Annotated in this window: 13 protein-coding genes and 2 tRNA genes; 12 read left to right on the top strand and 3 right to left on the bottom strand. The window is 44.3% G+C overall.

The window, feature by feature from the left end:
• Nucleotides 1-5: 5 nt before the first annotated feature.
• A complete protein-coding gene (gene rfbD / locus GT674_RS06495; RefSeq protein ID WP_161284953.1) occupies nucleotides 6-854 on the top strand; it encodes a dTDP-4-dehydrorhamnose reductase in 849 nt (282 codons plus the stop codon).
• Between the two features lie 4 nt (nucleotides 855-858).
• On the top strand, nucleotides 859-3,390 hold the full coding sequence (locus tag GT674_RS06490) for a YfhO family protein (RefSeq protein WP_161284952.1): 2,532 nt from the start codon (nucleotides 859-861) through the stop codon (nucleotides 3,388-3,390).
• 64 nt (nucleotides 3,391-3,454) lie between these two features.
• Here the strand turns inward: GT674_RS06490 and GT674_RS06485 are convergent, their stop codons facing one another.
• Nucleotides 3,455-4,714: a D-alanyl-D-alanine carboxypeptidase family protein gene (locus GT674_RS06485; protein WP_161284951.1), complete on the bottom strand. Its 1,260-nt coding sequence runs from the start codon at nucleotides 4,712-4,714 to the stop codon at nucleotides 3,455-3,457.
• 230 nt (nucleotides 4,715-4,944) lie between these two features.
• Between GT674_RS06485 and GT674_RS06480 the strand changes: the two genes are divergently transcribed.
• From GT674_RS06480 to GT674_RS06435, 10 genes are all read left to right on the top strand, one after another.
• Nucleotides 4,945-6,819, top strand: coding sequence for a glycosyltransferase family 2 protein (locus tag GT674_RS06480; RefSeq protein ID WP_161284950.1), 1,875 nt, complete (start codon nucleotides 4,945-4,947; stop codon nucleotides 6,817-6,819).
• Nucleotide 6,820: 1 nt separating this feature from the next.
• The gene (locus tag GT674_RS06475) at nucleotides 6,821-7,774 is read left to right on the top strand and encodes a glycosyltransferase family 2 protein (protein WP_161284949.1); all 954 of its coding nucleotides are present in this window, start codon (nucleotides 6,821-6,823) and stop codon (nucleotides 7,772-7,774) included.
• 183 nt (nucleotides 7,775-7,957) lie between these two features.
• Complete coding sequence (locus GT674_RS06470) at nucleotides 7,958-9,361, top strand: undecaprenyl-phosphate glucose phosphotransferase (RefSeq protein ID WP_161284948.1); 1,404 nt, start codon at nucleotides 7,958-7,960, stop codon at nucleotides 9,359-9,361.
• A gap of 16 nt (nucleotides 9,362-9,377) precedes the next feature.
• Complete coding sequence (locus GT674_RS06465; protein WP_161284947.1) at nucleotides 9,378-10,937, top strand: LCP family protein; 1,560 nt, start codon at nucleotides 9,378-9,380, stop codon at nucleotides 10,935-10,937.
• 80 nt (nucleotides 10,938-11,017) lie between these two features.
• On the top strand, nucleotides 11,018-11,941 hold the full coding sequence (locus tag GT674_RS06460; protein WP_161284946.1) for a glycosyltransferase family 2 protein: 924 nt from the start codon (nucleotides 11,018-11,020) through the stop codon (nucleotides 11,939-11,941).
• A gap of 95 nt (nucleotides 11,942-12,036) precedes the next feature.
• Nucleotides 12,037-13,488, top strand: coding sequence for a S1C family serine protease (locus GT674_RS06455; protein ID WP_161284945.1), 1,452 nt, complete (start codon nucleotides 12,037-12,039; stop codon nucleotides 13,486-13,488).
• A 167-nt stretch (nucleotides 13,489-13,655) separates the two neighbouring features.
• Nucleotides 13,656-15,080 carry an ATP-dependent Clp protease ATP-binding subunit ClpX gene (gene clpX / locus GT674_RS06450; protein WP_161284944.1) on the top strand — a complete coding sequence of 475 codons (1,425 nt, stop codon included), beginning with the start codon at nucleotides 13,656-13,658 and terminating at the stop codon, nucleotides 15,078-15,080.
• A 28-nt stretch (nucleotides 15,081-15,108) separates the two neighbouring features.
• The gene (locus GT674_RS06445; RefSeq protein ID WP_161284943.1) at nucleotides 15,109-15,717 is read left to right on the top strand and encodes a zinc ribbon domain-containing protein; all 609 of its coding nucleotides are present in this window, start codon (nucleotides 15,109-15,111) and stop codon (nucleotides 15,715-15,717) included.
• Nucleotides 15,718-15,734: 17 nt separating this feature from the next.
• On the top strand, nucleotides 15,735-17,060 hold the full coding sequence (locus GT674_RS06440; protein WP_161284942.1) for a serine hydrolase: 1,326 nt from the start codon (nucleotides 15,735-15,737) through the stop codon (nucleotides 17,058-17,060).
• 20 nt (nucleotides 17,061-17,080) lie between these two features.
• Nucleotides 17,081-18,772, top strand: a complete 1,692-nt coding sequence (locus tag GT674_RS06435; protein WP_161284941.1) for a hypothetical protein — start codon at nucleotides 17,081-17,083, stop codon at nucleotides 18,770-18,772.
• A 96-nt stretch (nucleotides 18,773-18,868) separates the two neighbouring features.
• Here GT674_RS06435 and GT674_RS06430 read toward each other — a convergent pair.
• Together GT674_RS06430 and GT674_RS06425 are read right to left on the bottom strand one after the other, a co-directional pair.
• A tRNA-Leu gene (locus GT674_RS06430) sits at nucleotides 18,869-18,952 on the bottom strand.
• A gap of 41 nt (nucleotides 18,953-18,993) precedes the next feature.
• Nucleotides 18,994-19,077: transfer RNA gene (locus GT674_RS06425), tRNA-Leu, on the bottom strand.
• Between the last annotated feature and the right edge of the window lie 96 nt (nucleotides 19,078-19,173).

The following is a 19,173-nucleotide window of genomic DNA, read 5'->3' as shown; positions in this document are numbered from 1 at the left end:
TGGAAATGAAAGTATTAGTAACAGGCGTAAAGGGACAGCTTGGATATGATGTGATGAATGAGCTGGCCAGAAGAGGTTATGAAGGTGTCGGCGTTGATGTTGCAGAGATGGACATAACAGACAGTGAGGCTGTAGAAAAAGTAATGACAGAAGTTCAGCCGGACAAGGTCGTCCACTGTGCTGCCTGGACTGCAGTAGATGCTGCTGAGGATAATCAGGAGGTTTGCCATAAAGTAAATGTGGATGGAACCGCAAATATTGCAAAGATGTGTGGAAAACTTGATATTCCGATGGTATATATCAGCACGGACTATGTGTTTGACGGTCAGGGAACCCGCCCGTGGGAGCCGGATGATCCGGTTGTGGAACCGCTGAATGTCTATGGTCAGTCCAAATATGAGGGAGAGGTTGCAGTAGAAAAGTATGCTCCTCATTATTATATTGTCCGTATTGCGTGGGTGTTTGGCCTGAATGGCAAGAACTTCATCAAGACTATGCTGAATCTCGGCAAAACACATGACACTCTGACGGTTGTAGATGATCAGATCGGTACACCGACCTATACCTATGATCTGGCAAGACTTCTGGTGGATATGCTGGAAAAAGAAGAGTACGGAAAATATCATGCGACCAATGAGGGCGGATATATCTCCTGGTGCGACTTTGCAAAAGAAATCTTCCGTCAGGCAGGTATGGATGTCAGGGTTCTGCCTGTAAGCTCCGCAGAATATCCTGCAAAGGCAAAACGTCCGTCGAACAGCCGTATGGAGAAAAAGAAACTGGAAGAGCATGGATTTACTCGTCTTCCGGACTGGAAAGATGCTCTTAAACGCTATTTGAAGGAAATTATGTAAACTGATGAATGAAAAAAATAATTCCAGACCAAAGATCCGGACAGCACAGAAGCTGTCCGGATTTTGTCAAAGCCCTGACGTGAGGGCACTTTGCTTTTTGTTTCTGCTGCTGAGTGCAAGCTGCAGCTTTATGTTCCGGGATTATCTCTATGGAAATGATCTGATGATCTTTAACGATATCGGAAGTGATACCTGGCAGCAGTATATCATGAATTATACCAGCATTGTAAATCATCTGAGAGATGGAAGCTTTTCTCTCTGGGATTTTAATAACGGACTGGGAATCAATCAGTTTAACTTTAATCTGTTTGATCCGTTTCTGATGCTGCTTTATGGAGCCGGAGTGATTCTGGGACCGGCACATATGCTTCTCTACATCAATGTGATCCAGATTCTCAAGATCATGGTGGCGGCATTTGCTTTTTACTGGTTTCTCTCGCAGTTTTCATTCAGTGTGTTGTCCAGGATGATCACATCTTATGTATATGCACTGAATGGTTTTCTTCTGGTGTGGGGACAGCATTATCAGTTTGGAACTGTTGTGATCTATTTTCCGCTGATGCTTCTTTTCTGCGAAAAGTTTATTCAGAAGAAAAAGGGTAAGGCACTGTTCCCGGTCATGGTATTTCTGTGCGGAATCTACAGCGTTTATTTCACATATATGTGTCTGGCAGCGACAGGACTGTATCTTGTGTTTCGAATTCTGATGCTGGACGGGCTTAGTTGGAAAGAGAGAGTCCAGAGATTCCTGCTTGGCTGTGCAGAAATGATCCTGGGAGTGGGGATGAGCCTTGTGGTCTTTCTTCCGATGGCAGAAGTTCTTTTGAATGTGTCTTCCAGACTGGACAGTGACGGAACCGGGCTTCTGGATTTTCTGAGGCAGTGTTTTACACCGTATTCGCGTAAGTTTTATCTGTCCATGCTCAAAAGAATGTTCTCAAGCAACCTACAGAATGGTTATGGACTGGCAAAGGGACCTCAGCAGTATGTGATGAATTATTATGAGGATCCGGCACTTTTCTGCTCAACACTGGCTGTTTTTCTGAATGTGCAGTTTCTTGCAGTCCTGCACAGAGCAGAGATGACAAAACGTGCCAGAAGAGTCCTGTACGGAGCGGCTGTCCTGATTTTTGCCGGTGTGGCACTCCCGATCGGTGGAATGGCATTTAATTATTTTACATTGCCGACGCAGCGTTATACATTTGTTCTGATGCCGATATTACTGCTTCTGATGGCATGGATGTGGGATTATATGCGAAAAGGCGGACGGCTGAATCTTGTGCTGATCCTCGGAGTAACTGTCCTTATGGGATGGGCATACAGATGTGGATATGAACAGGCCGGATTTCAGGAATATAAGACAAACATCCTGATCCTGACAGTTACAGGAATTCTGACAGCCCTGTGCCTGACGGTACTCTGCTTCCTGAAAGATACACAGATCCGAAATGTGACCCTTGGATTTCTGGGAGTTGTGCTTGTTGTGAATGTGGTGTCTGAGGGAGGTACAAACTATCAGAATCGTGTGACGATGAAAAAAGCAGATGTTCCGGCAGAAATGATGGAGCAGGAGACAAAGCGTTATGAAGAGATGAAGATCTCAGAGGATAAAGAGACAAAATACAGGGCAGAACTTGAAAAACCGCAGGATTTCTTCCGGGAAATGTACAGAGTTGATCTTAAGGACTGCTTAAACTATCTAAAAGAAAAAGATCCGACCTTCTATCGTGTGGAAAAGGATTATATTTCAGGAACTGTCTCCATGGATTCATCCGGTCAGGGATATCGGGGAATCTCAACCTATAATTCTGTTATGAACGGAAATATCAAGGAATTTGTCGAAATCTGTTATCCGGAACTGTTCTTTGCAGATCATAATCATTATACCTTCTGGAATAATGTGGAAGATAACTGGCTGGCGGCTTTTCTCGGCGTGAAATATATTCTGTCAGGAAACAGCGAACCGGATGAAACGAAGTACAGACTTCTGGATCAGGTAGGAAGCCTTTATATCCATGAGAATATACGGGATGCAGAGACTGCACATTTCTATTCACAGGATATCTCGGAGGAAAGTCTGAAGGAACTGTGTACAGAAGAAACCAGAGAAGAACTTCTGGGAGAGGCGATCGCACTGGAAGACGGGACAAAGATCCAGGATGTATCTGAGATCCGGAAACTGAAATCAGAAGAACAGAAAGCAGCGGAAGAAAGTTCTTCTGTGATGCTGTATGCACCGCAGAAGGATTCTGTTGTCACGGGAAGCATCCATGCAGAGACGGATGGATATGCCATGTTTATGATTCCGTATGAAAAGGGATGGAGTCTTATGATAGATGGAGAAGAGACAGAGCTTCTGCGTGGCGATATTGGTTTTCTGGCGTGTAAAGTGCCAGAGGGAGATCATACAGTTCTTCTTACCTTCCGGGCTCCGGGTCTTAGAGGAGGTGCGGTGGGAAGTATTCTGTGCTGGATTCTGTTTGCAGGAAGCAGGATACTGATCCTGTACAAAAAAGAAAAATCAGCGAGTGCCTGAAGGCATACCGCTGATTTTTCTTTTTGGTGTTTCGTGGGCACTGTTTTATAAAAATACAGGTTCCTTATGATTTCGCAATTTTGATGATCCTCCACAGAATCAGAAGGAATACTACGAGTCCGGCACCGCCGATCAGAATGTATGGAAGATTGTTTGTGTTCTCAGAGTATGCTCTGGCAGCTTCCAGATTCTGTTCGCTTTCGTGGTCGAAGGAAGTTGTCTCTTCCGGTACGTCCTCCATGACCGCAGTTCCAACGGCATTGCCGCCAAAGAAATACTGTCGGGTATACTCGCCATCCTGAATCTCGCCATCCTCAGTGGTGAGGCTGTCGGCTGTGGCACCGGCCGGAACATAAACATCTCCTCCGGAAACCATATTGAAGTCGTTATTTCCAAGAGAAAGAGTCTGGAAATTATCGAACCCATAATCAAGAAGACTTCCCGCTTCCGTGGCAGTTGTTCCGGAAGCACCCTGAAGTACGACTGCGATCAGAGTAGTATTGTTTTTTTTGGCAGCACAGACAAGCGTGCTTCCAGATGCCTCGGTATAACCCTCTCTTCCGCCGAGACAATACTGATAGTAAGCAGCATTGGAGGCGGACATCATAGAAAAGTTGTTTGTAAGGACACGATCACCGCCGGATACGTTTGTAGCAGGGATAGTATAGGAAGCAGTGCCGGCAATGGTCCGGAAGGATTCATTATCGATGGCTGCCTTCATGATAAGTGCCATGTCGTGTGCTGTCGTATGCTGGTTTTCGTCCGGAAGTCCTGTTGGATTTGTAAAAACAGTATTTGTACATCCAAGCTGTGCAGCACGGTCATTCATCATCTGTACAAAAGCGTCCACAGAGCCCCCGATATGTTCGGAAAGCTGAAGTGCGATATCGTTGGCGGAACTGAGCATGATCGCATAGAGGCATTGTTCTACAGTAAAAACCTCATCCAGCTGGGCGGAAATATTAGCACCGCCGTCGGTAACACCGGACACACCGGTTGCTGTCATGGTAACCTGATCCGTGAGCTGACAGTTCTCCAGGGCAAGAAGAGTTGTCATAATCTTGACGGTGGCACCGGGATAAAGTACCTGATTCATATTTTTAGAATAAAGAAGCGTCTGTGTGGCGTCCTCCATGATCACAGCGGCGGAGGAAGTGATCTCCGGGCCCTGCGGCCATCCGGGAATACTGTTGGTGGTTACAGCAGAAGCATCCGTCTGCGTATCTGTGGTTGTTTCTTCCGCTGCAAGAACCGGTGTCTGGAACATTAAAGAACAGGAAATTCCCAGAGTCAGAAGACCACGGCATAATCTTTTTAATTGCATAATCTATTCTCCTGTGACTGATAAAGTAGTATATTTTTTGTTAAAGAAAAATACGTAACTGCGAGGATACTGAACAGTTACAAAAATACATATCAACTCTTATAATATCCCATTTTTCGACGCAATTCAAGCAGAATGACATAGCCCCTTGCAAAAACAGGCCCAGAATGGTAAAATAAAGCCACTTATGAATAAAAATAGTGTAAATAAAAAGTCCGAGGACACAATATATGAATAAAAAACAACAGGCTGTGGGAGGAATCCAGTGGGGGCGTATGCTTAAGAAACTGAATCCCTACACAATTCAAAAAGGATTCCGTTATCTGAAGCATTATGGTCCAAAAGAATTCTGGATTCGTCTGCATGAACGTTTTGAACCGGAAGAAGTTCCGTATGGTCCGTGGTATGAGGCTTATATCCCGGATGCGGCAGAACTTGAGAAGCAGAAGAAACACAAGTTTGGCTATACGCCGCAGATCAGTGTCGCAGTACCGGCATTTCGTACACCGGAGGTTTTTCTGCGTCAGATGATTGAGTCTCTTATTGATCAGACGTATCCGAACTGGGAACTCTGTATTGCAAATGGAAGTCCTGAGGACACCGCAATGGCAGCTGTTCTTAAGGAATATAGTTCCAGAGACAGGAGAATCTGTGTCAGAAATCTGGACGAGAATCTCGGAATCGCGGGAAATACCAATGCGGCGCTTACCATGGCAGGAGGAGAATTTGTAGGACTTCTTGACCATGATGATCTTTTGGCACCGAATGCTCTCTATGAAATCGTAAAGAAACTCAATGAAGACAGGCAGCTGGATGTTGTTTATACAGATGAGGATAAGGTCACAACTGACCTCAGTGAACATTTCCAGCCACATCTCAAGCCGGATTTTAATCTGGATCTTCTGAGATCCAATAACTATATCTGCCATTTTTTTGTGGCCCGTAAATCTATTGTGGATAAGGTGGGAGGGTTTCGGCAGGAATTTGACGGTGCACAGGATCATGATTTTATTTTCCGCTGTGTAGAAGAAGCTTCCGGAAGAGTGGGACATGTACCTGAAATCCTTTACCACTGGCGCACACATAAGGCGTCCACGGCAGATAATCCTGCCAGTAAGATGTATGCATTTGAGGCAGGCAGGAGAGCAATCGAGGCACATCTTAAGAGAATGGGCATTGAAGGCGAGGTAAGTCATACACCGGATCTTGGCTTCTTCCGAGTGAAGTACCCGGTCCATGGTGAACCGATGGTCTCTATCATCATTCCGAATAAGGATGAGAAGGAATCCTTAAAGGCATGTATAGAGTCAATCAGAGAGAAAACAGAATATCAGAATTATGAGATTCTGATCATAGAAAACAACAGTACTTCGGAGGAAATTTTTCATTATTATAAAGAACTTTCCAGAGATCCGAAGATCCGTCTCCTCAGATGGAAGAAAGAATTCAATTATTCTGCCATCAATAACTACGGAGTGCGCCATGCAAAAGGCGAGTATCTGCTCTTTTTGAACAATGATGTAACGGTGATCACCCGGGGTTGGATCAAGGAAATGCTCGGTGTCTGTCAGAGAAGAGAAGTCGGGGCAGTTGGCGTGAAGCTGATCTACCCGGATAATACGATCCAGCATGCGGGATGTGTGATCGGGATCGGTGGTATTGCAGGTCATATGTTTGTCGATATGCCGGCGAACAGAACGGGATATCTTCACAAGGCCTCGCTTCTTCAGGATATGAGTGCGGTGACAGCTGCCTGCATGATGATGAAGCGCAGTGCTTTTGAGGAGGCTGGTGGTTTTACGGAGAAGCTGTCCGTTGCATTCAATGATGTGGATCTTTGTCTGAAGGTGCGTAAGAATGGAAGTCTGATCGTATATGATCCATATGTTCAGTTATATCATATGGAATCCAGGACAAGAGGGGCAGAGGACAGTGAAGCCAAGATAAGACGTTTCCAGGAGGAAATTGAATATATGCGTTGCCAGTGGATCGATATTCTCAAAAAGGGTGATCCTTACTATAATAAGAATCTGTCTCTGACAAAATGGAATTACTCCCTTCGACCGATTCGGGGAATGGAGAAACACGGCAATAAGGAGAAATAATATGGAAGTATCGGTTGTCATACCGAATTATAACGGGATTGCGTTTCTGGACAGTGTGCTTGCAAGTCTGGAGGGGCAGACTCTCAAAAATTTCGAAGTTATCTTTGTAGATAATGGTTCTTCAGATGGAAGCTGCTCGTTTGTAGCGGGGAATTACCCGTGGGTGCACATCATCGAACTGCCGGAAAATTATGGATTCTGCCGTGCAGTCAATGAGGGGATCAAGGCGTCCAGAGCACCCTATGTACTGCTGCTCAATAATGATACAGAAGTGAAGGAAGATTTTCTGGAAGAGATGACTGCTGCGATCCGGAGACACAAGAAAGCTTTTTCCTGTGCAGCCAGGATGGTTCAGTATCATGACAGGGATCGTCTGGATGATGCGGGAAACTTTTATAATGCATTGGGCTGGTCCTTTGCCAGAGGCAAGGGAAAGGACATCCATACCTATGAGGAGGAAGAAAAGATATTTTCTTCCTGCGGAGGAGCGGCAATCTATCGAAGGAAGGTCTTTGAACGGATCGGTTATTTTGATGAAGAACATTTTGCCTATCTGGAAGATACGGATATCGGATATCGTGCAAGAATATACGGCTATGAAAACTGGTACGCACCGAAGGCTGTTGTCTATCATGTGGGAAGCGGTACTAGTGGTTCCAGATATAATCAGTTCAAGACCAGATATTCTTCAAGGAATAATGTCTATCTGATCTATAAAAATATGCCGTTGTTCCAGATTATTTTGAATCTTCCGTTTCTTTTGGCAGGATTTCTGATCAAGTTTCTGTTCTTTGCTGCAAAGGGAATGGGAAAGGAATATCTGGCAGGTATCAAAAACGGTTTTTCCATCAGCCGCAAAGGCCATAAAGTACCGTTTTCGATGAAACATCTGTCAAATTATGCAAGAATACAGCTGGAATTGTGGAAGAATATTTTTCTGCGATTTACTGCATAAAATTCTGCTTACAGAGAAACTGATAAAATTTTATAAAATAAAATCTGGTATTTTATTGATTTTAAGAAATAACTATTATAATATAAAACACACATAACTGTTCAGAAATCTCACAGTTACGAATCAAAATGTATTTTAAATTACCTTCTGAATAGTTACAAAAAAATGGAGAGGTGACAGAACTTGATTCAGGATAATCAGAAGAGTTTCAGTCGTCTCCAGATGCTGATAGATGCCGTTGTCATTGCAGCAGCCTATGTTGTTGCCTGGATGATCCGCTTTATAGGTCCGTTTGCATATTCTGCAGTCCGGGCACTGGCGTTCGAGCAGTATATGTTTGCACTGATTTTTATCATTCCGGGATATCTGCTGCTGTATCAGGCATTTACCCTGTATGAACCTCTGCATATGCAGGGAAGGCGGCTTGTGCTTGCCAATATCATCAAGGCAAATGTGCTGGGACTGCTTCTTGTTGTATTCAGTCTTTATATGATCGGTGAGCCTGATTTTTCCAGACTTACAGTTTATATTTTTTGTGTTGTTAATATTTTTATGGAATGGGGAGTCAGACTTCTGATCGATTCCATTCTTAAAGATATGCGCAAGAGAGGGCTGAACCAGAAACAGATATTGCTGGTAGGTTACAGCCGTGCGGCGGAAGAGTACATTGACAGAATTATGCAGAATCCTCAGTGGGGATATATTGTCCGTGGAATTCTGGATGACAATGTGCCGGCAGGGACTATATATAACGGAGTCAAGGTGATAGGACGCATTGCGAATCTTACCGTGATTCTGCCTGCAAACAGACTGGATGAGATTGCCATCACATTGGGTTTAAGTGAATACTATCGTCTGGAGGAGATTGTTGCAATGTGTGAAAAGTCCGGAGTACACACAAAATTTATTCCGGATTATAACAAGATCATTCCTACGAAGCCATATACGGAGGATATTCTGGGACTCCCGGTGATCAACATCCGTTATGTGCCTTTGAGTAATACATTTAATGCAATGGTCAAGCGAATAATGGATATTGTGGGTTCTGTTATGGCAATTATCGTTTCTTCGCCGGTCATGCTTCTGATGTGTGTCCTCATCAAAGCAACATCACCGGGGCCGCTTATCTACAAACAGGAGAGAGTAGGCCTTCATAACAAGACATTTCGAATGTATAAATTCCGTTCCATGGAAATTCAGCCGGAAGCAGAAGAACGCAAGGCATGGACCGTCAAAAATGATCCGAGAGTTACCGGAATCGGTAAATTTATGCGAAGGACGAGCATTGATGAACTTCCACAGCTTTTTAATATTCTGAAGGGCGACATGAGTCTGGTAGGTCCAAGACCCGAAAGACCGTTCTTTGTCGAAAAGTTCAGGGAAGAAATACCAAGATATATGGTCAAGCATCAGGTGCGGCCGGGTCTCACAGGATGGGCGCAGGTCAATGGATTCAGGGGAGATACATCTATCCGGAAACGAATTGACTGTGATCTGTACTATATTGAGAACTGGAGCATAGGATTTGACATAAAAATTTTGTTTCTGACAATTTTTAAAGGTTTTATTAACAAAAATGCATACTAAGTAAGAAGGAGAAAAGATGGCAGGAAAACGCAGATCAAAAAAGAAAAAAGTACTTTTTGCGGTTGAGATCCTTGTACTTCTGGTATTTATCGGTGGACTTTATGTCTATGGCCAGCTGAATACCAAACTGGACAAGATTCAGCAGCCAGTATTGGATGAGAGCAAAATCAAGGTGAACCAGGAAGTTCAGGATTCTATTAATTCCGAAACCTCTACGCTGACAGGATATACCACATATGCGTTATTTGGTATTGACCACCGTGACAAAAACACTGCTCTTGGTGGCGAAAACAGTGATACGATCATTATTGCGAGTGTCAACAATGATACCAAAGACGTAAAACTTGCATCAGTTTATCGAGATACACTTCTGAACATGGGCTTCAGTGACAAGGAAACCTATTCCAAAGCGAATGCGGCATATGCGTATGGTGAGGCTGAACAGGCAATCACAATGCTGAACACAAACCTTGACCTGAATATTTCTGATTATGCAACTGTAAACTTTAATGCACTGACAACCATCATTGATGATCTCGGTGGTCTGGATATGGATATGTCCTATGCAGAGATCGTTCATATGAATAACTACTGTGTAGAGACTTCTGAGGAAACAGATAAGGATTATACACCGATTGAACTGCCGGAAGAGCCGGAAGACATTGAGAAGATTCAGTATACTTATCATCTGAATGGTGTACAGGCAACTTCCTACTGCCGTATCCGCTATACAGCAAGTCTTGACATGGGACGTACAGAGCGTCAGCGTAAAGTGATCCAGATGATCGTAGATAAAGCGAAATCAGCAGGACTGAGCACAATTTTCAAGATCATGGATGATGTATTCCCGATGGTAACTACTTCTATGGATAAGACAGAAATCCTTCAGATGCTTCCGACCCTGGTCGGATACAGCGTTAATGATACAACTGGTTTCCCGAGTTCTTTCAAGTTCTCCAATGTCAAAGGAAGCGTTATTGTACCAACTTCACTGGAATCAAATGTTATCGAACTTCACAAGTTCCTCTACGGAGATGAGGCATATACACCTTCAGCGACGGTACTTGCCAACAGCCAGAGAATTCTGGAGATCGTAGGTGGTGAGGCAAGCCTTGAGGATACACAGAAGGTAACAGAAGAGAATACTGCAAATGATAACGTCATCTTCGAAAATAACGGAACATCATGGGAAGAAACAGCCGGAAGTGACGACAGCAGTGATAATACAGATTCCACCGGCGGCGGAGACAGCGGAACTACCGGAGGAGATGATTATACCGGTGGCGGAGACAGTGGAAGTACCGGAGGAGATGACTACACCGGTGGCGGAGACAGTGGAAGTACCGGAGGAGATGACTACACCGGCGGAGGAGACAGCGGAAGTACCGGAGGAGATGACTACACCGGCGGAGGAGACAGCGGAAGTACCGGAGGAGACGATTCCACCGGCGGAGGAGAAGAATCTGGCGGAGGAAACGAATCTGGCGGTGGAGATGACGGCGGCTACACAGAACCGGATTATGGCGGAGATGGCGGCGGTGAGGATGTCGCTACAGAATCAGTAGAAGCAGCCTGAAACGCAGTGTAATAATATAAGACGATTTAGAAGGGAATTTCTCAGGCAGGAATTCCCTTCTGCTATAGATGGAGATTTATATGATGGAGAAAACAATAGATGTGATCATTCCCACATATCATCCGGGAAGGGAATTTGAACAATTGATCGAACGACTTTATAAGCAGGACTGTCCGATAAACAAAATTATCATCATGAATACAGAAGATGCATTATGGAATAAGGAATGGGATGAGAAATATCCGTTTCTGGAAGTACATCACATTCCAAAGGCAGAGTTTGACCATGGCGGCACCAGAAAAAAGGCGGCAGGACTGTCTGAGGCAGACATTATGGTTTTTATGACTCAGGATGCACTTCCGGCGGACAGGCATCTGCTTCGGAATCTGACCGCAGCACTGTATGACGACGAACAGACAGGAGCAGCCTATGCAAGGCAGCTTCCGAATGCAGACTGCAGCTTTGTGGAGCGTTATACGAGATCTTTTAACTATCCGGAATTCTCTTCTGTCAGAACAAAAGCAGACCTTCCGCAGTATGGGATCAAAACCTACTTTTGCTCGAATGTGTGTGCCGCCTACAAAAAGGATATTTTTGAAAAGCTGGGCGGATTTGTAGACCGGACGATTTTTAATGAAGATATGATCTATGCCGGAAATCTGATCCAGGCAGGATATAAGATTGCATATGCAGCAGAGGCGAGAGTGATCCATTCTCATAATTATTCCTGTATACAGCAGTTTCACAGAAATTTTGACCTGGGTGTTTCTCAGGCAGAACATCCGGAGATTTTTGAATCTGTGAAGTCAGAAGGAGAAGGGATCCGGCTGGTAAAACAGACATTTTCCTATCTTATCGCAAAGAAAAAAATATGGCTGATCCCGGGTTTTATCATGCAGTCAGGATTTAAATATGCGGGATATCTGGCAGGAAAGAAATACAGGAAACTTCCATCAGGAGTTATCATGTGGTGCACGATGAATCCTTCTTACTGGAATGTGTGAGAAACACGCTTTTTTAAAGGAGTTATCACACTTTGAACACAATTGCTTGTTACACTGTTTTCATATAAAAAAGGGATACAGAAGGGAGCAGAAAGATGGACGATGAAAGTAGATGGAATCCGGCTCCGCAGAATAAGAAGACAGTAGAAGATTCGAACGTGCCGCCTTCCTATGCACATTATCATATGCATCAGGGAACCTCGACACAGAAATCAGAGATTTCAGACAAAAAACCGACTCGTAAGAAACAGAGATCCAGGAACAAATTAGGCACTACGATCGGACTTGCAGTTGTATTTGGTCTGGTAGCGGGAATTGTTTTCCAGGGTGTAAATCTGACAACAGAAAGATTTCTTGAAACAGATACAGAACAGAAAAATCAGGTAGAGACAGCACAGCTTACGAAGGAAACTACAGCGGATTCAAAAGATACACAGAACAGTGTAGTTTCTTCTGAAGTTACAGGAAGCGTGGCGAGTGTGGCAAAGACCGCAATGCCGACGGTTGTGGCGATTACTTCTGTAAGCATTCAGGAGATTCCGTATTATTTTGGATTTGGCTTTTCGTCGAGAAGTACACAGCAATATTCCAGTGAGGGCAGTGGATCAGGTATTATCGTTGGGGAAAATGACGACGAGCTTCTGATTGCTACCAATAACCATGTAGTATCCGGTGCGACGACTTTGAATGTGTGTTTTATGGGATCGGATGTTGTCAGTGCAGAACAGGAAACAGCAGAAACGGCCGCGGATGATTCAGCAGATATCAATGTAGAGGATGCGGTCAGTGCCAAGATCAAAGGAACGGATGAGTCAAACGATCTGGCAGTAATTGCAGTTGCAAAAGCAGATATTCCGCAGGATACACTTTCTGAGATCAAAATCGCACAGCTTGATACCTCCGATGATCTTGAAGTTGGAGAGCAGGTTGTTGCGATCGGTAATGCACTTGGTTATGGACAGTCTGTAACTTCAGGATGGATCAGTGCACTGAACAGGACTATCTCCACAGATGATATGACGGGTTCCGGTCTTATCCAGACAGATGCAGCGATCAATCCCGGAAACAGCGGTGGTGCACTTCTCAATATGAAAGGTGAGGTTATTGGTATCAATTCTGCCAAATTTGCAAGCAATGCAGTGGAGGGAATGGGGTATGCTATTCCAATCTCCAAGGCACAGCCAATCCTTGAAGATCTGATGAGCCGTGAAACAAGAGATAAGGTAGACAGCTCGGAGGCATCCTATCTTGGAATCAACCCGCTAGATCTGTCGGCAGAGGTAACAGCAATGTTTGATATGCCGGAGGGCGTTTTTGTAAGCAGCGTAAGCACAGGTGAGGCAGCAGATAATGCCGGAATCCGTAAGGGGGATATCATTACAGGCTTTGATGGTCAGACAGTGACCGGCAGGGACGATCTTAATGATAAGATGAAGTATTATGCCGCGGGAGAGACTGTGGATATTACGATCGCAAGGGCGCAAAACGGGCAGTATGTGGAACAGACCGTGCAGGTAACTCTGGGAAGCCGCCCTTCCGCAGATTGAAGTAACACGGCAGGTGATTTGCAAAGTATTTTATAAAAACTTTAGTTTACAGCTTGAATGGTTATGTTATAATGAACGCATAGACTTCGGACCGGAATAAGGCTCCAAAGATCTGTGCGTTCTTTGGCTTATAAAGAACGAGAAACCGAAAGGAGATAATGTAAATTATGTCAGACAAATATGACGATGAGATCATAGAGGAAGAAATCAGAGACCAGGATGATGATGACAGGCATGAGCCGGAGAAATTCTGTACGCTTTGCCGCAGATCAGAAAAGCAGGCCGGTAAGATGATCGATCTTCCAAATAATATACATATCTGCTCCGACTGTATGCAGAAGAGCTTTGACAGTATGAACCAGCAGATGAGCAGCAGTAATTTTAATTATAACGATCTTTTTAATATGCCAAATATCAGCATGATAGACTTAGGCAGTCTGTCAAATCCGATGCAGCAGAAGAAGGTCAAACCGAAGAAGAAAGAAAAGAAGGCCGAGCCGGTACTGGATCTTAAGAAGATTCCGGCACCGCATAAGATCAAGGCAACGTTGGATGAGTATGTGATAGGTCAGGAACATGCCAAGAAGGTTATGTCTGTGGCTGTATACAATCATTATAAGAGAGTTGCAACAGATACGATGGACGACATTGATATTGAGAAATCCAATATGCTTATGATCGGACCTACAGGCTGTGGTAAGACTTATCTGGTCAAGACACTGGCGAAGCTTCTGGATGTGCCGCTGGCAATTGCGGACGCCACATCTCTGACAGAAGCAGGTTATATCGGAGATGATATTGAGAGTGTTGTATCGAAACTTCTGGCTGCGGCAGACAATGATGTGGAGAAGGCAGAACATGGAATCATCTTTATTGATGAGATTGACAAGATCGCAAAGAAGAAAAACACCAACCAGAGAGATGTCAGTGGGGAGGCGGTACAGCAGGGAATGCTGAAGCTTCTTGAGGGAGCAGATGTGGAGGTTCCGATCGGTGCCAACAGCAAGAACGCAATGGTGCCTTTAACTACAGTAAATACCAGAAATATTCTGTTTATCTGTGGAGGTGCTTTCCCGGATATCGAGAGCATCATCAAGGAGAGGCTGAACAAGCAGGCATCTATCGGATTTTATGCGGATCTGAAGGACAAGTATGACAATGATCCGCACCTTCTGGAGAAGGTGACCGTGGATGATCTTCGAAACTTTGGAATGATTCCGGAGTTCCTTGGACGTCTGCCTGTCATTTTTACCCTGAATGGTCTGAATGAGGATATGCTGGTGAAGATTCTTTCAGAGCCCAGAAATGCAATTCTGAAACAATATCAGAAACTGCTTGCGCTGGATGAGGTGAAACTGGAGTTTGATGAGGGTGCACTTCATGCGATCGCAGCCAAAGCAATGGAAAAGAATACAGGAGCCAGAGCACTGCGTGCGATCCTGGAAGAATATATGCTGGATATCATGTATGAAATTCCAAAGGATGATAGCATTGGCCAGGTAATCATCACAAAAGAATATATCGAGGGAAATGGAGGACCACAGATTCTGCTTCGTGGACAGGAAGTTCCGCTTCTTCCACATAATGACTAAGATTCTATAAGAAAGAGAGGGCTTTATTATGGCAAAAGATTTTTTTGGCAGTTTAGGAGAAACATTGACAAAGACAGCAAGAGAACTGAGCGACCGTGCAGAAGAAGTCTATGAAACACAGCGCCTCAAAAACAAGATCTCAGGAGAAGAGAGACAGATAACCAAAGCGATGGCAGATATCGGAAAAATAATCTATAAACGATACAGAGATGGTGTTCCGCTGGCAGAGGAAGAGAAGGCAATCTGTGAGCAGATTGATGAAAGAAGAGTACAGATCGACAAATACAAGGAAGAGATGAACGGTGTCAAAGGAAGCAGGTTCTGTCCTTCCTGTGGGAATCCGCTTGGCAGAAACGATGCGTTCTGTTCCAAATGCGGTGTGGCCTGCCCGAGCCCGGAGCCGGAAGAAGCAGCCGGAGATACCGTGGATGGAACAGCTGAGGAGATTTATGAGGCAGAAGAAGCTTCCGATGAAGCGGATATGGCAGAAGAAGTTTCCGGGGAAACAGATGTGACAGTCGGAACAGAAGAAACCGGGAGTAAAGTCAGCCTTACCAAAGAGGAAGCAGTCGGTGAAGCCGAGACGGAAAAGGTTCCGGAAACAGAAACCGGTGTACAGGAAGAGAAATCTGAATAAGTGAAACGGGAGAGAGTATGAGAGGGAATATTCAACTAAAATCTGGCAGAAATAAGATGAAATGTCTGCTGTTTGCGGTATTATTTCTGATCGCAGCTGTTGGAGTTCTGACATTTTCAACAGCAGAAACGCAGGCTGCTACATCAACAAAGAAAACTGTAAAGATCAAACTGGCAGATAAGAGTGGCAGATATTTGCTTGATACAGGTTATAACTGGTGGCTCAAAGATAAGAGTGGAAAGCGCATTGGTGGATTCAATTACATCAAAGTGCCGGCAGGAAAAGGCTTAAGCAGTGGGTATTATATGTTTGACAAAAGAGGCCGGCTTTGTAAAGGCAGGCATTTTCATAAAGTAAACGCTGTGATCGCAGGCAGGAAATTCAAGGGAACCTTTTATTTTGGCGGAAAGAACGGAAGCCTTTACTGCAAAAGAGGATGGATCAAGATAGGAAGCCAGAAATATCTTCTTAGTTCTTACGGGAAACGCTATGAGAATTGCTGGAGATGGGGCTATTATCTTCAGGCAGATGGAACCATTGCCCGCAGTAAGAAACTTCCGGATGGAAGTTATGTGGATTTTGAAGGACACAAATGCACAAAGAAAGATATGGAACTGAACGGTCTCAAAAAGAAACTGTGTCAGATGCTGAACGGATATGGTGGAGCCTGGTCGGTTTATGTCAAAGATCTTAAGAGTGGGGCTGTGATCAATCTGAATGATCAGGAGATGTATCCGGCGAGTACGATCAAGGCATTTGTTATGGCATCCACTTTTGATCAGATCCAGAAGGGAAAGCTTAAATACAATGCGACAGTAAAGAGTCTTCTGACAGACATGATCACTGTGAGTGATAATGAGGCATGCAACCAGCTGATAAGATATAACAGCAGTTCCAGAAGCTTTCTTGATGGTACCAAGACGATCAACCGTTATCTGAGTGCAAATAAATACACGGAAACAGGATGTCATCACAGTCTTCATCCGGCAGCTTCTTCTTATGCAGGAGATGGCAGAAGCAACGTGTCTTCGGCAAAAGACTGCGGAGTTCTTTTGGAACATATTTACAATGGTACTTGTGTATCACAGAAATACTCTAAAGCAATGTTGAATCTTCTTCTGAGACAGACCAGGAGATGGAAAATACCGTCAGGTCTTCCGTCTGGTGTCAGAGTGGCAAATAAGACAGGAGAAACTTCCAGTGTGGATCATGATATGGCAATTGTTTTTGGGAAAAAGACAGATTATGTAATCTGTGTTTTCTCAAGGACCGGAAGTGAAGGATATGCGATCCCGCGTATCCGGGATATTTCGGGAACAGTCTATAAATATCTGAATAAATAAATTTGGCAGGAAATGACAGAATGCAGGACAGGACTTATTTAAAACAGAAATACAGAAAAATATCTGTGGCACTGATATCCAATCTTTTAATACTGGGAGCTATGGCGGCATTTATGCGTCCATCATTTGAGACAAATGATGACATTGTTTTTGCAGAGCTTGGGAGTGGTCTGCGAGGCGTAAAGGATGCACATCTGGTATTTCAGAATTACGGACTGGGAATGATCTACCGCCTTCTGTATGGAGTGACAGGCAGACTGCCATGGTATACAATTGTTCAGTATATGATCCTTTTTGCGGCATTTACTGTGGTTACTTATGTGTTGATAAGCAGGCTGGGAGAAATTTCCGGCCTGTGTCTTTTTGTGATTCTTGCATGCGGATTTGGATATGAAGGATATATTCATCTGCAGTTCACCAAAACAGCAGGGATCGCAGCAGCAGCGGCAGTATTTCTCTTACTTTATCTGCTGGAGCAGGAGAAGTATTCCTGGTGGGGGATTGCAGGAGGGATTTTACTGGCGGTCATCGCCTATATGTACAGAGAGGATCAGTTCTGGGCAAGCTGTGGACTGATGGCAGGGGCAGGATTGTTGTTTTTGTTCGATCTTCGAAAGTACAGGAACAAAAAGCTTCGCAGACTTGGAATCTGCGTTCTGACATTTGGAGTACTTCTTTTGAGCGTATTCGGTGTGGACAGGTGGGATTCTTCAAAGTACCGGAGTGCAGAATGGAAGGAATATCAGGAATTCAACCAGCTGCGTTCGGAACTTCTGGATTATGGATTTCCAGATTATGACAGTAATCAGGAGATTTACGAGGAACTTGGGATCAGCAGAGAGGCATATGAATTATACAAAAGCTGGAATTTCAACGATACAGAGAAATTTGATACAGAGGTCATGAAGAAACTGGTGGATCTGAAACAGAAGAGACCGCTGACGATCCGGACAGTGACTGCTTTTCTCAGAAGGTTTCCGTCCGATCTTCTCAGGATGCCGATGTTTTATTTCTTTGCAGTCTTTGCTGTGCTCTGGCTCTTATGCGGAAAAAAAGATGTCTGTTCTGTAATTTCAGTACTGGCAGAATGTCTGCTGCTTGTGGCGGTATATTTTTATCTGTATTATCAGGGACGCTATATGGTCAATCGTGTAGATGTGGGTCTGTGGTTTAGTGCATGTCTTGTGATGCTGTGGATTTTTTCATCTGGAGAAGTCAGATATATGAATACAAAGGTGTCGGTGCTGTTGTGTATGATCTGTGTGGTGCTGGGACAGTTCATGATGTATAAGGACTGGCGGCTCGCAACATCCTCCATACCGGAAGCAAGGGTGAGTCAGAGAGCGGTTCTTGAAACAATAGGAACAGATAAGGAGCATACCTATCTTGCAAAGAGCGGCATGCTGTCAGAGATCGTGTGCTATGGGCCTTTTGACCGTATGCCTGAGAATCTTCTTGATAATGTATACTGGTTTGGCGGCTGGGAATGCCGGACGCCGGGATATACCAGAGCCATGGAAGTACGTGGGATCATAAATCCGTACAGAGATGTGGTCAATAATGAAAATGTCTATCTGGTGGATGACAATATTGATCTGACCCTTAAGTATATACGACAGTATTATGCCGAGAATGCAGAGGCTGTTTTTGTAAAAACAATCGGAAATGTGGATGTATATCAGATCACAGATGATTCTGTGAAGAAGGAGTAAATAAAATCCCGGGAATTCTGAAATTGCTCAGAAAATCCCGGGATTTTGCTCTGAAATAGTTTGCTCGGATATAAGATATTTTTTGCAAAAAAAGAATGCAGGAGATGGGACTTGAACCCACACGATCTTGCGACCACAGGCACCTGAAGCCTGCGCGTCTGCCAATTCCGCCACTCCTGCATTTCATATGAACCAGACATCCTGTAGAATTGTCTGATTAATGCAGGAGATGGGACTTGAACCCACACGATCTTGCGACCACAGGCACCTGAAGCCTGCGCGTCTGCCAATTCCGCCACTCCTGCATTCATAATAATCAATCGCACTCGTCGACTGCTTGACTATCATAACCCATAGAACACAAAAAGTCAAGAGAAAATTTGAAAATTAGTGTAATTTTT

The sequence above is a fragment of the Blautia sp. BIOML-A1 genome, from assembly GCF_009883055.1.
In the GTDB taxonomy this organism is placed as follows: Bacteria; Bacillota; Clostridia; order Lachnospirales; family Lachnospiraceae; genus Blautia_A.
This window is presented reverse-complemented; position numbering and strand designations above follow the sequence as displayed.

Bases quoted from the DNA above. Each gene is read 5' to 3' on its own strand.
- rfbD (WP_161284953.1), top strand. From the start codon at position 6: ATGAAAGTATTAGTAACAGGCGTAAAGGGACAGCTTGGATATGATGTG.
- GT674_RS06435 (WP_161284941.1), top strand. From the start codon at position 17,081: ATGCAGGACAGGACTTATTTAAAACAGAAATACAGAAAAATATCTGTG.
- GT674_RS06475 (WP_161284949.1), top strand. From the start codon at position 6,821: ATGGAAGTATCGGTTGTCATACCGAATTATAACGGGATTGCGTTTCTG.
- GT674_RS06445 (WP_161284943.1), top strand. From the start codon at position 15,109: ATGGCAAAAGATTTTTTTGGCAGTTTAGGAGAAACATTGACAAAGACA.
- GT674_RS06465 (WP_161284947.1), top strand. From the start codon at position 9,378: ATGGCAGGAAAACGCAGATCAAAAAAGAAAAAAGTACTTTTTGCGGTT.
- GT674_RS06490 (WP_161284952.1), top strand. From the start codon at position 859: ATGAATGAAAAAAATAATTCCAGACCAAAGATCCGGACAGCACAGAAG.
- GT674_RS06455 (WP_161284945.1), top strand. From the start codon at position 12,037: ATGGACGATGAAAGTAGATGGAATCCGGCTCCGCAGAATAAGAAGACA.
- GT674_RS06485 (WP_161284951.1), bottom strand. From the start codon at position 4,714: ATGCAATTAAAAAGATTATGCCGTGGTCTTCTGACTCTGGGAATTTCC.
- GT674_RS06480 (WP_161284950.1), top strand. From the start codon at position 4,945: ATGAATAAAAAACAACAGGCTGTGGGAGGAATCCAGTGGGGGCGTATG.
- GT674_RS06440 (WP_161284942.1), top strand. From the start codon at position 15,735: ATGAGAGGGAATATTCAACTAAAATCTGGCAGAAATAAGATGAAATGT.
- clpX (WP_161284944.1), top strand. From the start codon at position 13,656: ATGTCAGACAAATATGACGATGAGATCATAGAGGAAGAAATCAGAGAC.
- GT674_RS06460 (WP_161284946.1), top strand. From the start codon at position 11,018: ATGATGGAGAAAACAATAGATGTGATCATTCCCACATATCATCCGGGA.